The organism is Psychrobacter sp. APC 3426 (assembly GCF_030408035.1).
Classification (GTDB): domain Bacteria; phylum Pseudomonadota; class Gammaproteobacteria; order Pseudomonadales; family Moraxellaceae; genus Psychrobacter.
On record NZ_JASDCF010000022.1, the window covers coordinates 22,834 to 46,255 of the forward strand.

Below are 23,422 nucleotides of genomic sequence, written 5' to 3' on the forward strand. Positions count from 1 at the left end.
TAGCCAACTCATGGTTAATAGTAGTCATTAACTACTGCTCTGTTAAAGCGTTTAGATTGAGTTGGTTAAAGCAATCCGCCACCTAAATGACAGACTGCTTATTGATGAAAAAGTTATGGGTCAAATCTTGCTGATAATAAATCAGTCGTGTCGAATAACGATGATACTAAGCCGTTTCATCATCATTCTGCTTATTCGCTTTAGTCATCACTTGACTGGCCATCATTGTATTGATGATACCGCTCAATGTGTCTGATTTACCCGCTAGGCCATCGATGGCTTTACCGATAGACAGTGACTTGGCAAAGTTATCGAAGAAGTGCGCTTCACCGCCAACAATATCGATTTTGGCTTTTTGGAGCGCAACCGCCAAGACTTCAGCGTTTTCTTTGGCAATCTCTTTACCAGCTTCGATAGACGCCATGGCTTCTTGCAGCGCAGTCTCAAGACCCATACGGAACTCTTCGTGCTCGCGCGCTTCTTTGCTCATGCTGCCCATCGCATTGAATTTTTCGACCAGACCATCGGCTTCGGCTTGGAAATGCGCACGGGTGACTTCCGCTTTTGCCAGTCCCACTTCACGCTCCGCTTTGGCATTTGATTCGCCTTGAGCGGCGATAACTTGAGCATTTGCCAGCCCGATATCACGCTCAGCTTTGGCGTTGGATTCGCCGCGCGCCGCGATAACTTCAGCATCAGCCATGCCTTTTTCACGCTCTGATTGCGCTTCGGCTTGACCAGTTGCTCTGATAACGTTGGCTTTGGCAATGCCTTCTTTTTCAAGCGAGGACGCTTTGGCTTCTTGAATAGCCGCTTCGGCAAAGCCGTGTGCCGACTCTTCAGCCTTGATACCTTCCGCCATTTTAATTTTGGCTTCCGAGTCTTTGGCTGAGGCTTCAAGATTAGCGGCAGCCAGCGTGGTAATCTCGACGGCTTTGTGCTTGGCTGAAAGCTCTTCGGCTTCGGCTTTTTTGACCTGACGTACTTTGATTTCTTCGGCGTCTGCTTCGGCTGCCAATACGCGCGTCTGTTTAGAACGCTCGGCTTCGCTCACTTCGCGGACTTCTTTGATACGCTCTTCTTCTTGCGCGACCGTTTTGTCTACCGCGATACGCTCACGAATGACATTGGCGATTTCTTTTTTCTCAAGCTCAATTGCGCGTTCAGCTTCGATACGTTGTAAGTCAACTTCACGCTCACGTGAGACGATTTCTAAATCACGAGCACGCGTGACTTTCTCTTCTTCAATCACAACCGCACGCAAGCGGTTCTGACCAGCCACTTCAATTTCACGTTGTTGGTTTTCGCGCTGAATCGCTAAGTCTTGCTCAACTGAAATAATCGCGGTTTCAGACTTTTTGCGCTCTTCTTCTTCAATTTTGCGCGTCTCAGCTGTCTCACGCGCAATGACAGAAGAGATTTCACGTTGCTGTTTGGCTTCGGCATCGGCTTGTTGACGCTCAAGCTCCAGCATTGCCTCTTTGGTCTCAACGTTTTTCTTTTTAACGGCCAACTCTTCGTCACGCTCAAGCTCGTTAGTGATGACGTTTTGGAAGGCTGTTAGCTGAGTAATCTTTTTGATACCTTCAGCATCCAAGATATTGCTTGAATCTAGTGAGGCTTTCGGCGTTTGCTCTAAATAATCAATCGCCACATCTTCTAAGACATAGCCATTCAGATCGTTACCGATTTCTTGGACGATACTGTCACGGAACTCACTGCGATTTTCAAACAACTTAACGAAATCAATCTGCTTGCCCACAGTTTTTAGTGCTTCTGAGAACTTAGCGTTAAACAGCTCATTGACAGCGACTTTATCAGAGGCGCGCTCAACCCCAACCGATTTGGCAACCTTTAACACGTCTTCTTCGGTTTCATTGACTCGCAAATAAAATGCAACAGTAATGTCCGCACGCATATTATCCGCGCAAATCAGTCCTTCTTTACCGCGTCTATCAACCTCTAAGGTGATGAGTGAGATTCTCATCAATTCTTTTTTATTGATGATAGGCCAAACAAAGCCACCATCAAAACGTACGGCGATTTTACTCACACCATTGATAATCAGTGCTTTGCCTTGCTCAACCTTGAAGTAAAAGGCTTTGAGCATCAAAAGTGCTACCATCATAAAAACAAACGCCAGCACCACAACCACGCCGACGATAATGAGTATGTCCATATCCATTCCTTTAATTAAAACATTCTATAGTCAATCCCACATAAATCAGATACGGCATTAAACGCGCTCAGCCTACTATTCGTAGGACTTGCACTCACTTTTCTTGTATCTCAATTATATTGAATCAACCACAAGCGAATTTAAAACCGTTACGACCATTCTTAAAAATAGTTTATTTTTATCTTACTGAATCATTATTCATTAACCGTTGCCGTCTATTTACTCTGCACGTCTAATCTACGCTAACAACGAATATTAATAGCCATCACGATTACATTATTGGTGACAGTTACTCATCTTTGACAGAAGCGACTCGATAGGTATTGGCTTCGTCTAAATACTCTATCAATACCACTCTATCGCCTTGTCTTAGCAAATCATCATTAGTGTCTGAGCGAATTTTAAGTATCAATCCTGCGCCGCCATCGTTTAATTCTGCTTCGCCATGTTTGTCGGTCACACTCAGGGTGCGCACAACGGCGATTTTGCCAATATTGCTAGACGCATTCCGTTTGGGAATTTTAGCGATATTTTTGCGAATGGGTGAAATGATAATGCCCGTCAACCACATGGAGACGACCAATACAAAAATGAGCGCCCCTGTACCGAATAGGTAATACAAAAGACCAGAGTCGAAATATTGATGTAAAAAGCTGGTATATAGGTAGCTTAGCAGCCAACCGATTAAGCTAATCAAGCTTAGTATGATAATTAAAGGCACGCCATAAAGACCAAATTTGAGCATGAGACCGGTAAAAAAGCCAGGCGATGACAAGGGGGAGACATCACCATCTGCCTCACCAAAATCCACGCTATCCATATCCGCCATGCCAAGTAAAGACACCAGCCAATATAGAGTCACGAACATCACAAGCCCCGTAAAAACAATCGTGGGGTACAAACTGATTTTAGTGATAAAGACTAAAAAAGACTCTTGCATAAACCGCTCTCTCCTATTACTCGCTTAATCCAACATATTAATGGCTCGGTTATACAATTTGGCAGTATGTGGTTACAATTTACTCAACTTTGCTCCACTCAGATTCGTTCTGTCAGCTTGCTTATACCAGATTTTTTACCCATAGCTTGATTATTCTATTTTGAATGACAGGCGATATGGCTATAAGCGCATTGGCTTTAACGAATTTAAGCGATGGCTAAGCCACCTCTAAAATACAGGCTATACAATCAACTTATGTTTCTTTGTCAGTGATTATATATACATTCCATTACATAATACATAGGTTTTACTCTTACCGTCCCCAAATGGGTGAGCGTACGACGCCTCCCGTCTTACTGCCAATGGCATAGCTTGTATTACCTGTTAATGAATGAATGACCAAGCTGCCGCCATTTTGACTGCCCACTTGTGCAAGCTTGGTGGGATAGACGGCATACTGCGCGGAAGGTGACAGACGAGCGGGTTCATCAAGACCCGTTTCGGCTAGATTGATAACTTGCCCAGTAGCCAGCGTCATCACCGCCGCCTTGCGACCATTAAGGTAGGCCAAGCGTTGACCATCTAAGCTCAGTTGCGGACTGGCCGCATAGCCCGCTGTCGGTATCACGCTTGCATTGGCTGTGGCAAAACGATAGCGATAGATACTGGGGCGACCAGCGCGGACCTTATCACTGGTATAAACAAAGCTTTGCCCGTCGCTGGCGTAGCTTGGCTGCACTTCCGTACTCGGTAAGGTGGTTAGCTGTTTGGTACTACCGTCGCTTAGGCGCATCTCATAGATATCGGCATTGCCGCCGACGGTTGAGCTGTAGAGGAGTTTTTGACCATCAGGCGAAAATGATGCTGACAAATTACTGCCCTCAGCATTTACCACCAGATTTTGGATATTGCTTTTGCGGTCATAGATATAAATCTTTGGATGCTGGCGCGGCGCTTGTTTACTATAGGCCAGCATTTGACCATTTGCTGACCACGCTGGCGCATAGATATAACCCTTGAGCTGATCAATCAATTGGCGGTCGCTACCATCAGGGCGAATACTATAGAGTGTCGATATCTTTGCAGCGCCAAAGCCTTGCTCCTCAACATAAGCAATATACCCTTGCCGATCTATTGCTGGCATGCGGGCTGTCAGCGGATTGTTCGTCATTATATTAACAGCAGCATTGGGTGCGGTCATGTTCGGCAATGTCTGACAACCTGTTAGGACCATCCCCGTTAAAAAAGTGATAGCCGTTATGACGATTATTTTATTTAGGTGATGTACATTACTATTCGGTTTCAAAACAATCGGTTTTAACATGAAATAAAGTCCAATAGGGTTTTAATGGTGCGGTAAATATGCTTGAGTAAAAGCTAAGGTTATATAACAGCAAAGAGGATTAATCGACCCCAACAATCCATCACTACAAAAGTTGATGACCTTAGTGTAGCGCAAACGGCAGCATATTTTGGATAAAAAAATGCCCCACTACATAGTGAGGCATATCAAAGACAGGAATTACTGATTAAGTTGCGTCATTGAATTGGCAAATTATTTTGCGACAGCTTTAAAGTACGCCACTTGATTGGCATTACGGATAGTCAAGATAGGCACGTTATTCGCATTGTTATTGATGCTGTATTTGCCTTGTACCGTCGCCATAGTTGCTGTATCGAAGCTTGCTTGTGGCTCAGGGCATGCCATCATAGTCGACATTACATTACCTAACACCACATTGTCATTTACGACGCTATAACTAGCGCCCATGTTATTACAAGTATTAGCAAAGGTGATACGGTTACTCGTACCGTCTTTGAAGAATTTTAGCGTTAATGGTTTGCTTGGGTCAAAAAACAATTGGCTGACTTTGTCACCATTGCTGCGTTTGGCATCGACAAGCTGCCAGTTATATGCTTGTAGTGCATCAACAGTAATTGGTTGAGTCACAGGCGCGGTCACACTAGGGGTAGTTTGACAACCTGCAGCCAATGTACCTACCGCAAGTGTCGCAGCCATCATTATTTTAGTCATGTTTTTCATAGTATCTCCTAAAAGGTTTAAGCAAATTTTTATAGACATGTGCGGAGCTTTATAGCGCTTGTTTGATTATTTTATTCATTGACCAGCACTTTATTCATTGACCAGCACATGGGCGCTATTATGCATGACTGCCATATGACTGTCATATGACTGTCATGATAGATTAGGTATAGATTGAGACGTGGTTTGTGCCAACTATACAGGTGATTTGCTAATAGGTCTTGTTAGCAGCGCCATAAGCTGCTAACACTTTTGTGTGATGGCGAGTCTGCTTGTTACTTTTGGCTTATCAACTTATCAACTTATCGACTTATCAACCGCTGATCGATCAAGCTGTTATTTATCGAACATCTCACTGCCAAATAATCATTCGCCCCGTATCTAATTATTAGGAATTATTGGGCAGCCGCAGCATTTTGTTGTTGCATCGCCGCATAACCCGCCAAGCGCTTGCGCTCGGTATCGTTAAATAGCTGCTGCTCGAGCTGATTGATTTGGGTTTGTGCCTGCGCTTTGTCCGCATTTTGGCTCAATAGGCGCTGCTTTTGTGTTTGGTATTGATCAAAACGCTGATCGAAATTGGCGTCTTCTTGATCTACTTGTGCCAGTCTCGCTGCTGCAGGCGCACCGACCAGCTCTCGACGCATATTGTATAGTGCTTCGGGGCTTGCGCCTTTGGCTTTCATCTGCTCAGTACGAGTCATTAGCTCATTTAGATTGGCTTGTTGTGCAATATTGGCCTTGGTAGTGTTGTCCGGCATGCGGCTAATATAGTCTTGTTTTGCCGCCTCTTTTTGCGCATCAGACAACTGGGTATTTTGGTTGATTCTGACCATCTCCATACTATAATCGTCATAGTCATCCTCTGTACCAAAGAAGGCGGTGATGGTTTCTTTGGAAAAATACTGCTGACGTAGCTTACTGACGTCTTGCTTTTGCTGTGTCACCGCATTCAAATCCAACTCGCCACTTTTGGTCGCCTGTAGTTGCAGATTGCCATAGCGCTTTTCTATCTCAGGGATGTCTTTGAGATAGGCAATATATTGGTCAAATATCGTGACTGCTTGACTGGCGGCAGGCTCTGGCGTATGACTGCGGATATAGGTTTCAACTCGTGCATAAATGACAGCTTCGTTTTCTTCGCCCAGTGCTGACAAAAAATAATCAAACAACCGACGCAAGCCTTCAGTGACGACCAGCTGTCTGCTTTCATCGATGATGATTTCACCGTCGACATCGGTACCTTGCAGAGAGCGCGGTAGGTTTTCAAGCCCCGTGGTAAACACGGTATTACCTGCATTCGGTGCGACTATAACCTCGGCATCAGTCATTAAATCACTCGACGTTGAGATGTTTTGATTATTTTCTAATGTTATTGAATCTGTTTGCGATGACTGAGTATCGCTCTTATTGGGTTTAAACCACATGACAATGGCCACAGTGATAGCAGTCACGATAGCGATAATAAGTAATGGCAAATAAGGCAAGCGGCGATTGTTAGACATAGCGAAAACATCTTATGTAATAAATCAGGTGGTATGTATGGATAAGAGATTCAGGGTAGACAGAATCTTGAAATATAAGAAATATAAATAAATAAGGCCAACGACGTTGACCTTATATGTACATCCGTTTAGAGCGTGCTCTCGATCCAATCGATGGTCATTTAGATAAGCCAATTAGACATCGCTTATAAAATACGGATAAGCAAGTATCACAAGTTGGCTTTTTTCAAGCGGTTGACCTGATCGCGGTAGACTGTCTTCGGATTGGGCTGTCCCCATGCGACTAACCCTAACAACTGATTGACCGAATCCATATGGTTCATTTTATAATCGTCACGAATGACATAGCCGAGGCGACTTGAACAAGCAGAGACCAAACCATCATTCGGATCGTTTTCAAAGACTTTTGACGTCGCTAATAACACATAATCCATAGGGTCTAAAATATTGGTCACTTGACCGACACCACTGAATGAGTAGTACTCGATACCGTTCACTCTGGTTGCTGTCGGCTGACCGCAATAGCTGGTTGGCATCGCGGCAGGGAACTCAGCATTAAAGCTGGTCATGTAATCCGTAGATAAGGCGGTAATGGCCCCATAGGCATCTTGATCTTGTAGCTTATCAACTGGAATACCTGCATTTAAATCCATAAAATTGCCCAAGAAGCCAAATAGACCTAAAGCGGCTTTGGTCGCAGTATTATACTCACCGTTTATTTTATCTTTTTCAATCTGCTCGATGACCCAGTCAGCCAACGCTGCACCTTGCTCTGGGCTGGCGACTGCAGTCACTGAAGCCACATACTTAGGCTCAACGGCTGCGACATAACGGATATCATGACCACCATGGCTATGACCAAATAAGTTAACCTTTGGACTACCTGAAACCGCAGAAATGGTTTTAACTTGTTGTAGCAACTGCTCGCCGCGCACACGACTGTCACCAAAAGATGACGTCTTAGTCGCATATACTTCAGAACCGCCGCTCATGAGCGTTTGCGGTATGCCATAGAAGTAATCAACACCCAGTAATTTAGTGAAACCAACCAAACCATGCGCCATAACGACAGGATACTTGGTATCAGTATGGCTAGATGTAAAGTATTTACTGTCGACCACTTTACATCCTGTGGCATTGGCACAGTTATAGTACTTGCCAGCTGCTTGAGCAGAAGTGGTTTGCATGGTCATTAGTAGAAGGCCGGTGCCGAGCGCACCTAATGTCGGCAGCAGCTTTTTTGCTGATGTAGCCGTAGGAAGATAAGATTTGAGCATCATAACAACATCCTTGTAATCGTTAAATTTTGGTAATCGTTATCTATGACTTCCTATATCGCCTACTGCACAAAAGTCATAAAAATAGTGCCAATTCCTTTAGCAACCAAAATTACAATACTTCTATAATCTGTAACATTCAACTGTTTTTTTGCACACGAACGCCTTCACAATGACTATATAGTCACACCTGTGCATATAAATAAGCTGAGACAGTTGGTATCAGTATATTACAAGGATTTTAGAGATGCGTACAAAGTTACTAAGTGTTAGCAAAACAGCCACTTCTGCATTTATGCTATAATCCATCCTATTAATTCCATAACTATAAGTAAGATAATGATGACTAAAAAATCCCTCATTCAGTCCCCAGAAGCCATAGAAAAAATGCGCGTGGCCGGTAAGCTTGCAAGCGATGTCCTAGTAATGCTCGACGAGCACGTAAGAGTTGGCATCAGTACCGAAGCCCTTAACCAAATTGCTCACGATTATATCGTTGATGTGCAAAAAGCCATCCCTGCGCCGCTTAACTATAATGGTTTTCCTAAATCCATCTGTACGTCGGTTAACCATGTCGTCTGTCATGGTATTCCAACTGACAACAAACTGCTAAAAGATGGCGATATTATCAACATTGATGTGACCGTCATTAAGGATGGCTATTATGGCGATACCTCAAAAATGTGGATCGTTGGTAATGGCTCTATCATGGCACAGCGTATCTGTAAGGTTGCGCAAGAGGCTCTATACGCTGGTATGAGTGTGGTAAAAAACGGTGCGCGTTTAGGTGATGTTGGTGCGGCTATTCAAGAAGTGGTCGAGCCTGAGCGCTTTAGTATCGTTCGTGAATTCTGTGGTCATGGCATCAGTGATGAGTTTCACCATGAGCCACAAGTCATGCACTATGGCAAAAAAGGCACAGGTTTTGAGCTCAAAACGGGTATGACGTTTACCATCGAACCAATGATTAACCAAGGCACATGGCAAACCAAGATTTTGCCTGATGAATGGACGGCGATTACCAAAGACCGTAAGCTGTCTGCACAGTGGGAGCATACGATGGTCGTGACTGATAACGGCTGCGAAGTATTTACCACACGCCCTGAAGAAGATTTGAGTTTTTTGACGCAGTAATACATAAAAAGACCGCCTAGGCGGTCTTTTTTTTGGACTATAATTAGGTGCTGTACTTATGACTGTCATGCCTTTATATTTAGGGCGTGTCTCTTTAACGACAGCGCAGTTTCAATCACTGTTTCTTTTAGCAGCTTTAACAGCCTTTTAACGATATATTTTTAAATTCTTAACTGGATAACACTCATGTTTAATTGTGATGTCGCCTCTATTGATCTAACACCTTTACCTCTATTCTCAAAAGATACAGCGACAACGACCTCTCTGCTAGCAGACCCAAATGCCGCTCAGTCAATGGAGACATCCTTACTTGGTATTCCTGAATGGTTGATTCAGATTAATGACGACATCAGCCGCGCACTTGAGCGCGGTGTCAATATCCGTCAGTTGGTCGGAGCACGTGCCTGCGCTATCGATGAGCTGCTCATTTCATTGTTCAATTGGTTTGAGTTAGATAAGACAGATTTGGCGCTGTTCGCGACAGGCGGTTATGGTCGCGGCGAACTGTCATTGTACTCTGACGTCGATATTTTACTCCTCTCCCCTGATGAGATTGATTCTGATACTAGCGGCAAAATCGATAGTTTGGTGGCGCTACTGTGGGATATCGGCTTAGAGCCTGCACTATCAGTACGTAGTGTCAGTGACGGTTTGGAGGCAGCAACCGATCATACCATCGCTAGTGCATTACTCGAGGCGCGCCTGCTCGCTGGTAATGAAGCTCTGCAAGAGGTACCTGTCCAGATAGTGAACAAACTATGGTCACCGCGTGATTTTTTTGATGTAAAAATCAAAGAAGCCATGGCACGCCACCTACGTCATAACGCCACAGAGTATAACCTAGAACCCAACATTAAAACCGCACCTGGTGGCCTGCGTGATATCCATATCATTGGCTGGGTAACCAAGCGTTATTTTCGAGTCAGTAAGCTCTACGATTTGGTACAACAAAACTTTTTGACCGAAAAAGAATTCGATGAGCTGAGCTTTGCAGAAGGCTATCTATGGCAGATACGTCATTATTTGCATGTATTGACAGGTCGTAATGAAAACAAACTGCTGTTTGACTATCAACGTGAGATTGCCCAGTTAATGGGTTATGAGACTCAGCCGGATGATCAGCCTAATGCAGCGGTTGAGCGTTTTATGCGTGACTATTACCGCTGTGCCATGCAGATATCGACACTGTCTGAGATGCTGACCAACCATTATTACGAGACCATTATCGAGCCGCAACTGCCAGATGATGAGCGACCAAAAAAGCAGCCAATCAATGCCCGCTTTAACAAGGTCGGTGACCAAATCGCGATGGCACATCATAGGGTTTTTGCACAACATCCCGAGTCGATTTTAGAGATGTTTTTGCTGATGGGTCAATACGGAATCAAAAACGTCCGTACCCATACCTTACGCGCATTAAAAATCGCGGCACGTGGTATCGATCAGGTCTACCGTGACAACCCTACTCATCAACAGCTGTTTTTATCAAATTTAAAAGAGCAAAACTATCTGTTTCATCGTCTGCGTACCATGAATCGTTATGGTGTTTTAGGCAGCTACATTCCTGCCTTTGCGCAAGTGACTGGACTGATGCAGTATGACTTATTTCATCGTTATACCGTCGACGCCCATACATTGTTTTTGATTCGTATTTTGCACCGTTTCACTGACCCCCGTTTTTATGAAGACTTTCCATTGGTCAGCTCTATCTTTCAGCGTATCGAACGCAAAGAAATCTTGGTGCTGGCAGCGATGTTCCACGATATCGCCAAAGGTCGCGGCGGCAATCACAGCCAGTTGGGTGAGACCGAATCGATTGAGTTTTGTTTGGCACATGGTATGAGTACAGCCGACGCTCACTTGGTCGGCTGGCTGACGCGCTATCATCTACTGATGTCGATGACCGCGCAGAAAAAAGACATCTCAGACCCGGAGGTTGTGACTGTCTTTGCTGATTTGGTTGGTAATGTCACGCACCTTAACCACTTGTATGTACTGACGGTTGCCGACATGAACGCCACCAATCCACAGCTATGGAACAGCTGGCGGGCGACATTAATGAAGCAGCTCTACTCACAAACTCGCCGCATTTTGCGTGCTGATATCGATGCGCCAACCAATCGCCAAGATATGATTAGCGCGACACGCAAGCAAGCGGAGGCAATGCTTGATGATGTCGACAATCAGCACATGAATCGAGATGAAGTATTGAGGCTGTGGGATGACTTGGGCGATGAGTATTTTTTACGTGAGATTCCAGAAGATATTCTGTGGCATACCGAAGCCATCTTGAACCACCCGCCGATGGGTCGCGCCTCCGACGCTGATAGTGCGCCCTTGGTTGTATTGCGTGAGCATCGTGAACTGGCGCTTGATGCGGTACAGGTCTTTGTCTACACCCAAGATCAGATGAACTTATTTGCCGTTACCATGGCGGTATTTGATCAGATGAACTTGGATGTATTAGATGCTCGCATCATCACTGCCACCCGTGATTTTGCATTAGATTCTTATGTGTTATTAGACCGTAGTGGCACATTATTGGTTGATAAAGACAGCCAACAAGAGCTCAAACAGCGATTGATTGATGCGTTCAAAGACCCAACAGTACCTAAGCTTACTCACAAACGCATTCCTCGTCAGCTCAGGCATTTTGAGGTGACAACCGTCATCAATTTCGAATTTAACGAAGCTTCAGACCAGCATATTATGAGCTTAGAGACACTGGATCAACCTGGGCTATTGGCACGAGTTGGACAGGTGTTTTTGCAAGAGAAAATAGAGGTCCATGCGGCGCGTATCACCACCTTGGGTGAGCGTGCAGAAGATATGTTTTATATCAGTGACCAAAACGATGAGCCGCTGTCCGCTGACAGACTGGACGCCTTAAAATCAGCGTTGATAGCGAGCCTTACTGTACAAAAGGATGCTGCTAGTACCCAAAATTGACAAGTACCTAGAATTGATACGTTAAAAAGTCTGTTTGAAGTTTGCCAGTCTGCTTAAATTAAGTAATAATTAAGTATTAAGCGCCCTATCAGTCATTGATGGGGCGCTTTTTTGAAAAACATGCTCAAAAGAATGATGATGGCGTAAATAACAATCAACCTTACAAAGTACTTTTATATATCATTTCATGAGCATATTCTTTTAGCTCATTATCAGCAAGCTGAGGTGGCAAGACCTCTGCATCGACCTGTTTTTGCGTTAGTATCAGGCGACCAGTACTGACTTCTTTTTGTAGTAAATAGTGCAAACTTGCTAAATGGAACTGACCCTCTAAACCGTTGTATAACTGCTTTAAAGAGATGGGTGACTTGTCATGTACATCAAGATAAAGACAATCTTCTGCCAATATGGCCATCTCATTTAGCGCCTCCTCACTTTGCACTTGATCAGTGTCAATTCTGCTTTGAAGATTATTGGCCAGTCGACCTTTACTCACTATCATGACGACAAAAACCACTGTTTGAATAACAAACAAGCCGACATATTGCCATAAAGGTAATGATATACCGAGCAGCTTACTGAGCAACATCAATGCCATCGCCACGCCTATATAACTGACCAATTGCCACATCAGCCACATCATTAAACTATTTTCACCATACCAAAACATCTGCTTTTCTCTTAACGCAATCAGATGCTGACGACTTTTCCACCAACACTCCTCGCGCTCTTTTAACAGCTCATATAATTTGGCACGCGACATACCATTATCAAAGCTACTACCAGAGCTTGTATCATTGATATCTTTAGCGTTGAGCCCGTTATTTTTTAGCACACTAGACATATCAAACTACCTTTACCTCACCCACTATTGCGTACTGATAGTGAATGTTCATGGTTAATAAGCTATAAACAGTTAATAGCGATAAGTATCAGAAGCAAAAGACAAAAAATAAGAGAAGTGCTACACTTCCCAAATGTAATCTTTCTTTATAACTTTATTATTAATTGTCTATTATAGTTACCCTACTTATGAATCACAACTTAACGCATCTGCACCCTTATCCCTTTGCAAAGATGGCAACATTGCTTTCTAATAGCATGCCAGCTCACGACTACAGTGAAATAAAGCTAGGAATTGGTGAGCCAAAGCACGAGCCACCCGCATTTGTGCTGGACGTACTACGTGAAAACTTGGACAAAATAAGCCGTTATCCGACCACCAATGGCATGTTTGAGCTGCGTCAGACGATTGCACATTGGCTAGAAAGGCGGTTTTTTCTAAATCATGTCGATGCACACAAGCAAGTGTTGCCAGTCATGGGTACACGCGAAGCTATTTTCAGCTTGGTACAAGCTGTTGTTAACCATGAAGTAGTAGAGGCAAAAGACAGGACAAAGACCCATCAGGCAGCGGCTTCTCGTCAATCTTCTGTACCCAGCCAAGCGCCCACTGTGGTCATGCCAAACCCGTTTTATCAGATATATGAGGGCGCAGCGATATTGGCAGAGGCGGCGCCTTACTTTGTGCCCTGTACTCTAGACAATGACTTTAAGGGCAACTATCGCGCGGTACCAAAAGACGTTTGGGCGCGCACACAATTACTGTTCGTTTGTAGTCCGAACAACCCAACAGGCGCCGTCATGACGATGGATGATTGGGAGTATCTCATTCGATTGTCAGAGCAGCACGACTTTATCATTGCAAGTGACGAATGCTATAGCGAGCTGTACTTTGACACTGCGCCGATAGGACTATTACAAGCTTGCGCGGCATTGGGTCGTCATGATTTTAAGAGATGCATCGTGTTTCATTCTTTATCTAAGCGCTCAAATCTGCCTGGTCTGCGCTCTGGGTTTGTAGCGGGTGATGCAAAGATTTTGCAAGCTTATTTGCAATATCGCACCTACCAAGGCTGTGCGATGCCAATACCACATCAGCTCGCCTCTATCGCCGCTTGGCAAGATGAAAAGCACGTGGCACATAACCGTGCACTGTATCAAGAAAAATTCGCCCTATGGATGGCAGAGCTGGGGCAGTTGTTAGAACTACGGATGCCTGAGGCAGGCTTTTACTTTTGGATTAAAGCCCCTGAACAGTTCGATGGTGATGACGAGGTGTTTGTAAAAGCACTATACGAGCAGGCCAATATTCATGCCTTGGCAGGTCGCTATCTATCACGTGAGGTCAATGGTCATAATCCTGGTCAAGGTTATGTCCGTATCGCTCTGGTCGCTAGTGTCGAGGAGAGTCGTGAGGCGATTGGTCGCATTCGTCAATTGCTTGGTGCATAAAGTAAAGTTTGGTGGCAATACACTGGCGCTCTTAAGTTAACGATTTTAAATGCAGCTACTTTCATTTAGTCACTTTAAGCTAGTCACTTGAAAGCAGACATTTTAAAACAGCCGTTATATAGCGCTAGTATTTTCTGCAAAAAACAAACCTTTAATAGCCACAATATAGCTGTGGTTATTAAAGGTTTTTTGCTTTATTAGTGCTATAGTAAACTGACTATCAAAATAAAGTCGAAATTAAATAACCTTTAAAGACAGCTACTGTTAAAGATAAAGATACTGTGAACATAAGCTACCTTTTATCAAATATGCCATCAAGGATGATGCCATGCCCCATCTTGATTTTACCCAGCCCCCCTTTGATGTATTAAGCTTGGCTGAACGCCAAAGCATCAGAAAAAATACCCAAATTCGTTATCTGGCCAAAGACGAAAGCCTTCCTGCAGAAGAATTGCAGTATCTGTATGTGGTCATCAAAGGTCAGATTGAGCAGTTACTTGATGGCAAATTTGTCGCTTCCTACCTGGGCAGCAATCACTCTGACCACCTCAATAACAATGATTGGTTTGATAGTCGCCGCCTGCCTGAGTCCATCATAGAAAACAGCACGCAAACAAACATTGACCATTTATCAAAAACTGAAACCAGACAACCTTATCAATTCCGTGCTAGTGAGGATACCCTGCTATTACAAGTCGATGGTAAGGCCGTCGATAAAATCAGTGCGCAAAACCATCTGGTGCGGCAAATGCTCTCAGACAAACTTCCTGAAAGATTAAAAGCCTTACAACAGCGGCGTAGTCATAAACCGATAGACCGTGATGGCTATAACGATCAACAAGAAGTGCAGCAAATCATGCTGCAGCCCGTCATTGACGTCAGTTTGTTACCAGTGCACATCGTCGATGCCAATAACAGCTTGTTTGAAGCCGCTCATATTATGACCAAGGCAGGATTAAAGCATGTATTGGTCAGACCCTTGAACCATTTACAACATATTGAAGACACTCATATTAAAAACACCCATCAGGGCACCGGTCATCTGCTCGGTATTTTGACTGATACAGATATATGCCGTGCCGTCAGTGATCAGCAAAACCCTGCCACCACCCCTTGCCAGCGTTACGCCAATTTTAATCTACGTACCATCAAATCTAGCGATGAGATTGGTGATGCACTATTGACCATGACTCGATATCGTATTCATCGGCTACCAGTCATTGACCATAATGGCGACGTCGCAGGCGTCCTTGGACAAAGCGACATGCTCGCTCATATCGGTCACCATTCACAGCTCATCAGTATCCAAATCGAGCAAGCTAAAGATTTTGCTAGCTTAGACACTGCTGTCGAATTGATTGGTCGTTATATTCGAGCGCAGCATCAAAACGGCGTCAAAATAGGTAACATCAGCCGCATGGTACAGACGCTCAATGCACAGGTATTTACCAAACTTTGGCAAATGATTGTGCCTGATGACGTCATGAACAACACTTGCGTCATCGTCATGGGCTCAGAAGGCCGCGGTGAGCAAATCATGCGTACTGACCAAGACAATGCGCTCATCATGCGAGATGGCTATACGCATCCTGATTTGGCACAGTTTGCAGATATCTTTAACAACCAGTTAGCAAGCCTTGGCTACCCGCTCTGTGATGGCAATATTATGATGACCAATCCTATGTGGCGACAACCATTACAACCCTTTATGACACAAATCAGCTTGTGGTTTCGCAACACAGATCCGATGCACAGTATTTATCTGTCCGCTATTTTGGACAGTGAGTACGTCTGCGGTGATGAGTCACTGCTAATGCAGGTACGCGCACACTTAAAACACTCTCGCAAGCAGTCAGACCCGATGTTCGTACGTCAGTTCGCTCGAGCAGCACTACAGTTTGGCGATGTCAATCAATGGTGGCAGAAGTTTGTGCCATTGCTTGGTGGCAAACCAACCTCACCAGATATTGACCTAAAAAAGGCAGGTATCTTTCCTTTGGTTCATGGTATCCGTGCCTTGGCATTAGAGAATAACGTATTAGACGTCCCTAGCACCAAAAATCGCCTGAAAGCATTGGTAGAAGTTCAGGCCATCAACCAAGAACGCGCCGACAACCTACTAGAAGCATTGGAATTCTTTATGGCGCAGCGGTTATCAGTCGCTCTCTCAACCGATGATAAGCATGCGCGCGAGGTTGACCCAATTACCTTAACAGCGCTTGAACGTGATTTATTAAAAGAATGTCTATCAGTGGTCAAAAGCTTTAAAAACCAGCTACGTCAGCATTACCAATTAGAGATAACCTAATCAATGAGAAATAACGACGTTTTTTGGCAACAAACATGCATATAAGTAGTTGAATAAAAATCAGCTTAAAAATAGAAACATCACCAAGGAATGAGCGACTGATATGAGTTGGCTAAAGCAACTGTCCTGCACGTGGCAAAAATCGCAACTACAGCGTCCAGAGTTGGCATCTATGTTCACCAAGCCTTTGCCTGAGCAGTGGGTGGCAATCGATTGTGAAATGACTGGCCTCAATCCCAAAAAACACCACCTACTATCAGTTGCAGCGATTCACATCAATGGCAATAGTATTGACACAGGTAATGGCATGCACCTGGTATGTCGACCTCCCGTGATGCCAGACCGCGATACCATTGTGATTCATGGTTTGCGTACGGCTGATGTAGAGCATGGAATGAGCTATGAGGAGATGCTAGCGCTACTCTTGCCTTTTATTGACAACCGGCCGATAGTGGGGTTTTGTCCGCAACTGGATACTGGGTTTTTAAACCCCTTGGTTAAGCGTTATATGGGTACCACTCTGCCCAACAAAGTCATCGACTTACGGCATTTATACAGCCGGCGTATGAGCGGTCAGACCCAAGGGCTCTCTAGTCAGTCACAGCATCTGACCAGCATCCTAGCGCATTATAATATTCCTGATTTGGGCTCTCATGATGCTTATAATGACGCGATTATGACTGCCATGGCATTTCTTCATGTTCGTTAGTATTTATTAGCCAGCACTTCTCATCTACGCGAAAACAGCAACTCATGTTACCATAAGCTATTTTTGCCACCTGATGAAAGATGCTCATGCGACCCACCTCTACACACGTTGACTCTCCTGCCGTTACAGCCCAGCCAAATACTTTCTGCCGTCATGCGCGGCTGCACCCCCAAACGCGTAAATGCCTATCAAAGCTGGCTGTATTGACCACGGCAATGACCTTACCGCTCTATGCGCAAGCAGCCTTACCAGAGGCAATTGAAACGGCATTATCACGAGCTGATTTGGCTGCAGCAAATATCAGTATCGTCATCACACCAGTGGGTGATAAAAACGCCAGTCGCTTGCCCGCTCCGATTCAGGTTATCGATAGCAGCCACTCTAACAGTCAATCGACACAAAATAGCCAGAACAATACTGCTGCTAACACCGTTATCGATAAGAACAATACCCAGACAAATACTCAGAATAGCCATCAAAAAGTTGATGTTAAAAATAACGCTAACCACCAAAGTGCATTAGCGATGGTTGAGAAACGAACCATCAAACAGCATGAGCAACAACTGCATGCATATACCGATGATGCTTACACTTACCAAAGCTTAGAGAGTATTCCGAGCGTCGTCCCAAATAAAAAACCGCCATTCGATACCGATAATGGCAGTAGTCAAAATAGCAATACTAGTAACCAAAACGGCAAGCAAAGTAGTGGCAGTCAAAATACAACTGTAGCATCGATAAAAACCTCATTTTCGCCCCTGCTCAGTCACCAATCAGCCATCGCTCGCACCCCTGCCAGCACCATGAAACTCGTTCCCAGTTTTATTGCGCTAGACACGCTAGGAGCAGATTTTGTTTGGTATACCCGCGTCTATCATACCGGTCTCATCATCGGCGACCGTCTCCATGGTGATTTAATCATTCAAGGCAGCGGCGATCCAAAAATGACCCATGAGCGCTTAAAACAACTGCTTTATAAAGTCAAAGCGGCGGGCATTCATCATATAGACGGTGATATCATTGTCGATAGCGCAGTGTTTGATAGCGTCAGTAAAGACCCTGCCGCATTCGATAACTCGCCTTTACGTCCCTACAATGCCAGTCCTGATGGCTTTTTGGTGAATTTTAGCACCATCGGTATTCAAAGCTATCCGCTAGACAATGGTCAAGCCCGCCTGACTTATACGCCACAGTTAGCAAACTATCAATTGCCCACGACCATAGATACACGTTCAGCAGCCTGTGGCCAAGCGCGTTATAGCCTGGCACCGCAGTGGCAAGCACAACAGCTGCTATTAAATGCCAACCTACCAAACAGCTGCGCCGAGCATATGTTTTATGTCGCTTATCCAAATGCCAAAGATTTTGCCGCTCGTGTTGTCGCTGCGAAATGGCAAGAGCTGGGCAATACGCTAAGTGGTAATGTCATTTCTCAAGAAACTCCTTACGACATCTCTACATCTAAAAATACAAAATTAAGCGCTGGTTTGTCAGCTTTACCGATATCACCACTACCGCTGGCCAGTTACCCTTCTTTGAATTTGACGCAGCAAATTTATGACATCAATCACTTCTCAAACAATGTAATGACTGAGCAAGTGGCACTCTCGATTGGCACTTACGCCAACAACCATCCTATTAAAGGCAGTAACGCCCAAACCAATGCCGCTGAAACAGGTGAGCCTAATATAAGCAGTAGCCATACTGACACCAATAATAAGGTCGTGACACAGGATAAAAAGACTGACAAAAAAATGATGAGTTTATATCAGTTTGGACAACCTGCTAGTACCAACTATTCCACGGCATTACAAACCATCAATCAATGGTGGCAAACCACGCTAAGCACACCACCACCTCAACTGACCAATGGCTCAGGGCTCTGCCGTGACTGCACGATAACCGCTGAAAACCTCAATGAGCTATTAACCTATGCTTATCATCATCCAAGCTTCGACGCTTACGTCAACTCCTTAGGTATCGCAGGTGTTAGTGGCACCATCGCCGCTCATAGCGAGCGCTTACCTGAGTCAGCAGCTATTGGCCGTGCGTGGATAAAGACGGGGACCTTAAACGATGTAACCTCGATGGCAGGATATGTCAAAGGATTATCGGGGCAGGATTATGTGGTCGTTGGCATCATCAATAGTGAACAGGCGCTAAATGCTTATACGGCTAGACCCGTACTTGATGCCATGCTCGACTGGACCGCGCAGCACTAATATTTTTAAAAAGTCTACTCTTAAGAAGTGCTCATTAGCGCTATATTAACCACTTGTTCTCTACCTTTATACAGGTCAGCTTATGTCACGCAAGACAACCCATCTCAGTAAATCCAGTACGCATTTAAGCGCTAATGAGTCAACCAACCGCCTAGAAGCAGCGCAACCCAAACTGGCGCAGTATGTTGGATTTTTCGCGATTGGCTATATCCTTGCCAGCGCGATATTTATGATGATTCAAAGCAAATTTGCCCTAAACTCACAACTTGTCACGGTAATTTCTATTATCACCGGTGCTTTTATCGCTGTTAGTAAGTTCGTTAAACATCATCAGCGCGCGCTCGACAGAAGCGAGATGAATCGCTTGACTATTGGTGGCATTGTGGTCGTTTGGTTGTTGACTATTATTTATTTCTTAGCCATCTGGTTTTGGATTTTCGATACCATAAGCCGTGAAGTCTTGCTTGAGATGACCATGCAGCAGCCCCTTCCACTACTCTCGTCTCTAGTGATGATATTAGTACTGACCTTGGTCAGCGCCCGCATCAGTCTTTGGGGCGTCAATCGCTTGCTTGAGCCTAAGCCCAAAAACATCTGAGCTATTCTTTGGCCCCCCTAGCCCAGCCGACTCTCTACAAGCGACTACAAAGTTTTTTCCCTATTAACGTGCAAAATCCGTTAGGCTAACTTAAAACAATAAGATTTTAAGTGATTTGCTGTTTTGCATTTTAATAGGAGTTCTCGTTATGGACATGATATTTTTTGACAATATCGACAAGCTTGGGCGTATCGTTTTGACGACGGTCATGGTCTATGTATTAATCGTGCTAGTGACCAAAGTCTCGGGCAAGCGCTCCACCTCACAGCTCAATAACTTTGATTGGGTCGTTACTGTGATGATCGGCTCATTGGGCGCCAGTACTATCTTGCTCAAAGACATCCCATTCATCGAAGGTATTGCCTCAATTTTGGTACTGTATCTGTTGCAGTTTTTAGTGACCAAGTACGCCTCTATCTCACCACAATTTAGTAGCTTCATTTTATCCGAGCCGCGTATTGTTTTTTATCAAGGACAGTTCTTGCCAGATGCGATGCGCGCTGAACGTTTGACCCGTCAGGAAATTGAGTGCGCCATGCGTTCTGAGGGTGTGAACAGCTTCAATGATATAGAAGCCATCGTCTTTGAATCTGACGCCAAACTGACCATTATCCCAAAACCAACTTCAACTGATGACGTTAGTGACACTCAAAATGTAGAGGAAGCCGTCTCCCAAACCATTGCGCCTTTGATGTAATCGATTATTTGTATCAGCATCCACTCATGCAGTACGTTATGAGTGGATGCATGATTAGCAATACCTGATGAAAAACAAGTCATAGTCTGTCAAACCCTCATTCAATAAAACCTAAATTTTGGCAATAAAAAAGGTAGACAGTACAAAACTGGCTACCCTTTCGTTTTCATTGGTTTTGCTTTAATTTACTGCGGTTCAAATTATTGAACTTTCAATGCTAGATTTAAAAATGCTAGATTTAAAAGCCAGCAATCAAACCACTTGCTGAGTAATCAATTTATTTGATGCGTTTCCAAGTCTGTGAGCGACCAAACAATGGCGTACCTACATAACCACGTAGATCCAAGCTTTGACCATTATCACTCAAGGTCAACTTGCCTGAATAGACTTTACCTGATTCAGGGTCAACCAGCTTACCATCGCTCCACTGGTTATTACCATCAGCCTTCAAGCCCGTCAAAATCTGCAAACCTTCAATTGGCTTGTTTTTTAGACTACCAGAGCATTTAGTACAAACGGCTTTGGCATTTTCTTTATTAAGTACTTTGATGATTTTTCCTGAAACTTTTCCGCCATTTTCATTTAACTGAATGACAGCCTTTTTCTCACCTGTTTTATCATCAATGGTTTGCCACTGTGTGCCATCCAATGAGGCTGCTAGCGCAGAGGTAGATAATAGAGCACCTGCAGTAAGGGCTAGTAAACTTGACATAGTGCGGTTCATGAACGACTCCTTTCGTTTAAAAAAATTTTCAATTAAACATGTATTCCAAAATAAAAAGCGTTTAAAGACAAGCCTATAAAACGCTGCATAAAGACATTGCGTCGTTATTTATCGTTTGATATGAACTATTTAACATAGTGGTAAAAAAAGCGATAGATAGAACAACTGTTTGTCGAATGCTAGTAAAGCATAAAAAAAATCTTTGTAAAAGGCTTGTTTGTTACGTTAACTTAAGCGTAGAATTCTTTTGTTACATTTTCTCAATTATTGAAGTGGTATGTACTATGAAGGTAAGAATTTTGACCGTTGGTAATAAAATGCCTAAATGGGTACAAACAGGTTTTGATGAATATTTTAAGCGTATTCAGCCCATGCTCAGCACAGAAATTGTTGAAATTGCTGCTGCAAAACGCGCAAAAAACCCTTCGGATGCTAATCTGGCCCAGTATCGTGAGCAAGAAGGACAGGCAATACTAGCGGCTCATAATGCCGCAGGACGTGAGCAATTATGGGTGCTTGATGTCAAAGGCAAGATGCTCTCAACAGAAGGGTTGGCAGACAAACTCGCAAATTCGATGCAACAAGGTGATGATGTGGCACTGGTCATTGGTGGTGCCGATGGCGTTTCGCCAGAAGTACTGGCAAAAGCCGATGTAAAGTGGTCGTTATCGGCGCTGACATTACCGCATCCACTGGTACGCGTGGTACTGATGGAGCAGTTATATCGAGCAATGAGTGTCAACAACAACCATCCTTATCATCGTGGTAATTAGAGCTTGTCCTCAATCCACGACATGCTGGTTGCATTAACAGAAATATCAATCGTGTGGCGTCACTCGCAAATTATCAATGCAGTAATAGCATACAATGGATTGAAAAACGGTGGCACGCCCTAATAAACGCTACATGAAATATCCAAAACACGCGACACCTAACGCCTCGCAAGCGAGCCATCAACGTGATGATGCTTACCCTAACTCACCAGCGCCCGTTACAGCAGCGGGCGTTTGGGCAGATGATGCCACAGTAGCCTCACAGGCGACCAATTTGGCCAAGCTACCAGCACTGTTTATCTCGCATGGGGCGCCAACCCTTGCCATTGAGCAATCTGCGACGACCAGTGCACTGGCACGGATTGGGCAAAACTTACCTGTGCCGCGTGCCATTATTATTATGTCAGCGCATTGGCAATCAGCAAAGCTAGAAGTCAGCAGCAACCCGCAACCTAAGACATGGCATGACTTTTCTGGCTTTAGCCCTGAGCTGTACGAATTACAGTATCCGGCTACTGGTCATCCTGCATTGGCTGAGACCATTGCACAGCAGCTCACTGCCCGTGGTATTACCTGCAGTGTCAATCCGATGCGCGCATCTGACCATGGGGTCTGGGCACCGCTTAGACACCTGTATCCGCAAGCAGATGTGCCTATCGTACAGATTTCTTTACCGCAGCATTATGATAGTGTCGCTTGCTATCAATTGGGCGCGCAGCTAACCCGCCTGCGTGAGGAGCAAATACTTATCATCGGCTCAGGCAACATCACCCATAATTTGCAAGCATTACGCTGGCAAGCGGATAGTATCGATCAAACTGCAAAAGACTTTAAGCTTTGGTTGCTACAGCAGCTAAAAACAGATATTCCGACGGCATTAGACTGGCAGCAGTACCCTGATTATAAAGACATCCATCCCAGTGACGAGCATTTGCTACCGCTCTTTTTTGCACTTGGTGCAGGTCAACGTGTCTCGGTTGTCCATCAAAGCATGGCGCATCATAGTTTAGGTATGGATATCTATCGCTTCGACTAAGGTGTCTTAGCTGCTGCGTTTTGACGACGTTG

General features: G+C 44.5%; 18 protein-coding genes. 10 read left to right on the forward strand and 8 right to left on the reverse strand.

Going from position 1 to position 23,422, the window contains the following annotated elements; translation table 11 throughout:
- Positions 1-166: 166 nt before the first annotated feature.
- From QL919_RS10745 to QL919_RS10770, 6 genes are all read right to left on the reverse strand, one after another.
- A complete protein-coding gene (locus tag QL919_RS10745) occupies positions 167-2,179 on the reverse strand; it encodes a hypothetical protein (RefSeq protein WP_264754719.1) in 2,013 nt (670 codons plus the stop codon).
- A gap of 289 nt (positions 2,180-2,468) precedes the next feature.
- On the reverse strand, positions 2,469-3,119 hold the full coding sequence (locus QL919_RS10750; RefSeq protein ID WP_101210901.1) for an OB-fold-containig protein: 651 nt from the start codon (positions 3,117-3,119) through the stop codon (positions 2,469-2,471).
- Positions 3,120-3,432: 313 nt separating this feature from the next.
- Positions 3,433-4,443 carry a Xaa-Pro aminopeptidase gene (locus QL919_RS10755; RefSeq protein WP_290189518.1) on the reverse strand — a complete coding sequence of 337 codons (1,011 nt, stop codon included), beginning with the start codon at positions 4,441-4,443 and terminating at the stop codon, positions 3,433-3,435.
- 231 nt (positions 4,444-4,674) lie between these two features.
- Positions 4,675-5,163, reverse strand: a complete 489-nt coding sequence (locus QL919_RS10760; RefSeq protein ID WP_290189519.1) for an META domain-containing protein — start codon at positions 5,161-5,163, stop codon at positions 4,675-4,677.
- 395 nt (positions 5,164-5,558) lie between these two features.
- On the reverse strand, positions 5,559-6,668 hold the full coding sequence (locus QL919_RS10765; RefSeq protein WP_290189520.1) for a lipase secretion chaperone: 1,110 nt from the start codon (positions 6,666-6,668) through the stop codon (positions 5,559-5,561).
- A 209-nt stretch (positions 6,669-6,877) separates the two neighbouring features.
- Positions 6,878-7,948 (reverse strand): triacylglycerol lipase, encoded by a 1,071-nt coding sequence (locus tag QL919_RS10770; RefSeq protein WP_290189521.1) that lies wholly within the window; start codon positions 7,946-7,948, stop codon positions 6,878-6,880.
- Positions 7,949-8,284: 336 nt separating this feature from the next.
- Here QL919_RS10770 and map point away from each other — a divergent pair, with 336 nt between their 5' ends.
- Together map and glnD are read left to right on the forward strand one after the other, a co-directional pair.
- Positions 8,285-9,079, forward strand: coding sequence for a type I methionyl aminopeptidase (map, locus tag QL919_RS10775; protein ID WP_290189522.1), 795 nt, complete (start codon positions 8,285-8,287; stop codon positions 9,077-9,079).
- A 186-nt stretch (positions 9,080-9,265) separates the two neighbouring features.
- Positions 9,266-12,028, forward strand: coding sequence for a [protein-PII] uridylyltransferase (gene glnD, locus QL919_RS10780; RefSeq protein WP_290189523.1), 2,763 nt, complete (start codon positions 9,266-9,268; stop codon positions 12,026-12,028).
- 160 nt (positions 12,029-12,188) lie between these two features.
- Here the strand turns inward: glnD and QL919_RS10785 are convergent, their stop codons facing one another.
- Positions 12,189-12,872, reverse strand: a complete 684-nt coding sequence (locus QL919_RS10785) for a hypothetical protein (RefSeq protein ID WP_290189524.1) — start codon at positions 12,870-12,872, stop codon at positions 12,189-12,191.
- A gap of 188 nt (positions 12,873-13,060) precedes the next feature.
- On the opposite strand from QL919_RS10785, the gene dapC reads away from it, so the two are divergent.
- The 6 genes from dapC (at position 13,061) to QL919_RS10815 (ending at position 20,857) form a co-directional block, all read left to right on the forward strand.
- Positions 13,061-14,323, forward strand: coding sequence for a succinyldiaminopimelate transaminase (gene dapC, locus QL919_RS10790; protein WP_290189525.1), 1,263 nt, complete (start codon positions 13,061-13,063; stop codon positions 14,321-14,323).
- 328 nt (positions 14,324-14,651) lie between these two features.
- Complete coding sequence (locus QL919_RS10795) at positions 14,652-16,631, forward strand: DUF294 nucleotidyltransferase-like domain-containing protein (RefSeq protein ID WP_290189526.1); 1,980 nt, start codon at positions 14,652-14,654, stop codon at positions 16,629-16,631.
- A 103-nt stretch (positions 16,632-16,734) separates the two neighbouring features.
- The gene (locus QL919_RS10800; protein ID WP_290189527.1) at positions 16,735-17,340 is read left to right on the forward strand and encodes a 3'-5' exonuclease; all 606 of its coding nucleotides are present in this window, start codon (positions 16,735-16,737) and stop codon (positions 17,338-17,340) included.
- Positions 17,341-17,426: 86 nt separating this feature from the next.
- Positions 17,427-19,562, forward strand: a complete 2,136-nt coding sequence (locus QL919_RS10805; protein WP_290189528.1) for a D-alanyl-D-alanine carboxypeptidase — start codon at positions 17,427-17,429, stop codon at positions 19,560-19,562.
- Positions 19,563-19,644: 82 nt separating this feature from the next.
- A complete protein-coding gene (locus QL919_RS10810) occupies positions 19,645-20,160 on the forward strand; it encodes an ABZJ_00895 family protein (protein ID WP_290189529.1) in 516 nt (171 codons plus the stop codon).
- A 148-nt stretch (positions 20,161-20,308) separates the two neighbouring features.
- Complete coding sequence (locus QL919_RS10815; RefSeq protein ID WP_290189530.1) at positions 20,309-20,857, forward strand: YetF domain-containing protein; 549 nt, start codon at positions 20,309-20,311, stop codon at positions 20,855-20,857.
- Positions 20,858-21,134: 277 nt separating this feature from the next.
- Here the strand turns inward: QL919_RS10815 and QL919_RS10820 are convergent, their stop codons facing one another.
- A complete protein-coding gene (locus QL919_RS10820; RefSeq protein ID WP_290189531.1) occupies positions 21,135-21,581 on the reverse strand; it encodes a DUF2147 domain-containing protein in 447 nt (148 codons plus the stop codon).
- 284 nt (positions 21,582-21,865) lie between these two features.
- On the opposite strand from QL919_RS10820, the gene rlmH reads away from it, so the two are divergent.
- Together rlmH and QL919_RS10830 are read left to right on the forward strand one after the other, a co-directional pair.
- Positions 21,866-22,354, forward strand: a complete 489-nt coding sequence (gene rlmH, locus QL919_RS10825; protein ID WP_290189532.1) for a 23S rRNA (pseudouridine(1915)-N(3))-methyltransferase RlmH — start codon at positions 21,866-21,868, stop codon at positions 22,352-22,354.
- Positions 22,355-22,487: 133 nt separating this feature from the next.
- On the forward strand, positions 22,488-23,390 hold the full coding sequence (locus QL919_RS10830) for a class III extradiol ring-cleavage dioxygenase (protein ID WP_290189540.1): 903 nt from the start codon (positions 22,488-22,490) through the stop codon (positions 23,388-23,390).
- Positions 23,391-23,422: the final 32 nt, after the last annotated feature.

Excerpts from the sequence above, each read along its gene's own strand:
- QL919_RS10755 (WP_290189518.1), bottom strand. The coding sequence starts at position 4,443 with ATGTTAAAACCGATTGTTTTGAAACCGAATAGTAATGTACATCACCTA.
- QL919_RS10770 (WP_290189521.1), bottom strand. The coding sequence starts at position 7,948 with ATGATGCTCAAATCTTATCTTCCTACGGCTACATCAGCAAAAAAGCTG.
- QL919_RS10750 (WP_101210901.1), bottom strand. The coding sequence starts at position 3,119 with ATGCAAGAGTCTTTTTTAGTCTTTATCACTAAAATCAGTTTGTACCCC.
- QL919_RS10785 (WP_290189524.1), bottom strand. The coding sequence starts at position 12,872 with ATGTCTAGTGTGCTAAAAAATAACGGGCTCAACGCTAAAGATATCAAT.
- glnD (WP_290189523.1), top strand. The coding sequence starts at position 9,266 with ATGTTTAATTGTGATGTCGCCTCTATTGATCTAACACCTTTACCTCTA.
- QL919_RS10760 (WP_290189519.1), bottom strand. The coding sequence starts at position 5,163 with ATGAAAAACATGACTAAAATAATGATGGCTGCGACACTTGCGGTAGGT.
- QL919_RS10815 (WP_290189530.1), top strand. The coding sequence starts at position 20,309 with ATGGACATGATATTTTTTGACAATATCGACAAGCTTGGGCGTATCGTT.
- QL919_RS10820 (WP_290189531.1), bottom strand. The coding sequence starts at position 21,581 with ATGAACCGCACTATGTCAAGTTTACTAGCCCTTACTGCAGGTGCTCTA.
- rlmH (WP_290189532.1), top strand. The coding sequence starts at position 21,866 with ATGAAGGTAAGAATTTTGACCGTTGGTAATAAAATGCCTAAATGGGTA.
- QL919_RS10830 (WP_290189540.1), top strand. The coding sequence starts at position 22,488 with ATGAAATATCCAAAACACGCGACACCTAACGCCTCGCAAGCGAGCCAT.
- QL919_RS10805 (WP_290189528.1), top strand. The coding sequence starts at position 17,427 with ATGCGACCCACCTCTACACACGTTGACTCTCCTGCCGTTACAGCCCAG.
- map (WP_290189522.1), top strand. The coding sequence starts at position 8,285 with ATGATGACTAAAAAATCCCTCATTCAGTCCCCAGAAGCCATAGAAAAA.
- QL919_RS10745 (WP_264754719.1), bottom strand. The coding sequence starts at position 2,179 with ATGGACATACTCATTATCGTCGGCGTGGTTGTGGTGCTGGCGTTTGTT.
- QL919_RS10765 (WP_290189520.1), bottom strand. The coding sequence starts at position 6,668 with ATGTCTAACAATCGCCGCTTGCCTTATTTGCCATTACTTATTATCGCT.
- QL919_RS10800 (WP_290189527.1), top strand. The coding sequence starts at position 16,735 with ATGAGTTGGCTAAAGCAACTGTCCTGCACGTGGCAAAAATCGCAACTA.
- QL919_RS10810 (WP_290189529.1), top strand. The coding sequence starts at position 19,645 with ATGTCACGCAAGACAACCCATCTCAGTAAATCCAGTACGCATTTAAGC.
- QL919_RS10795 (WP_290189526.1), top strand. The coding sequence starts at position 14,652 with ATGCCCCATCTTGATTTTACCCAGCCCCCCTTTGATGTATTAAGCTTG.
- dapC (WP_290189525.1), top strand. The coding sequence starts at position 13,061 with ATGAATCACAACTTAACGCATCTGCACCCTTATCCCTTTGCAAAGATG.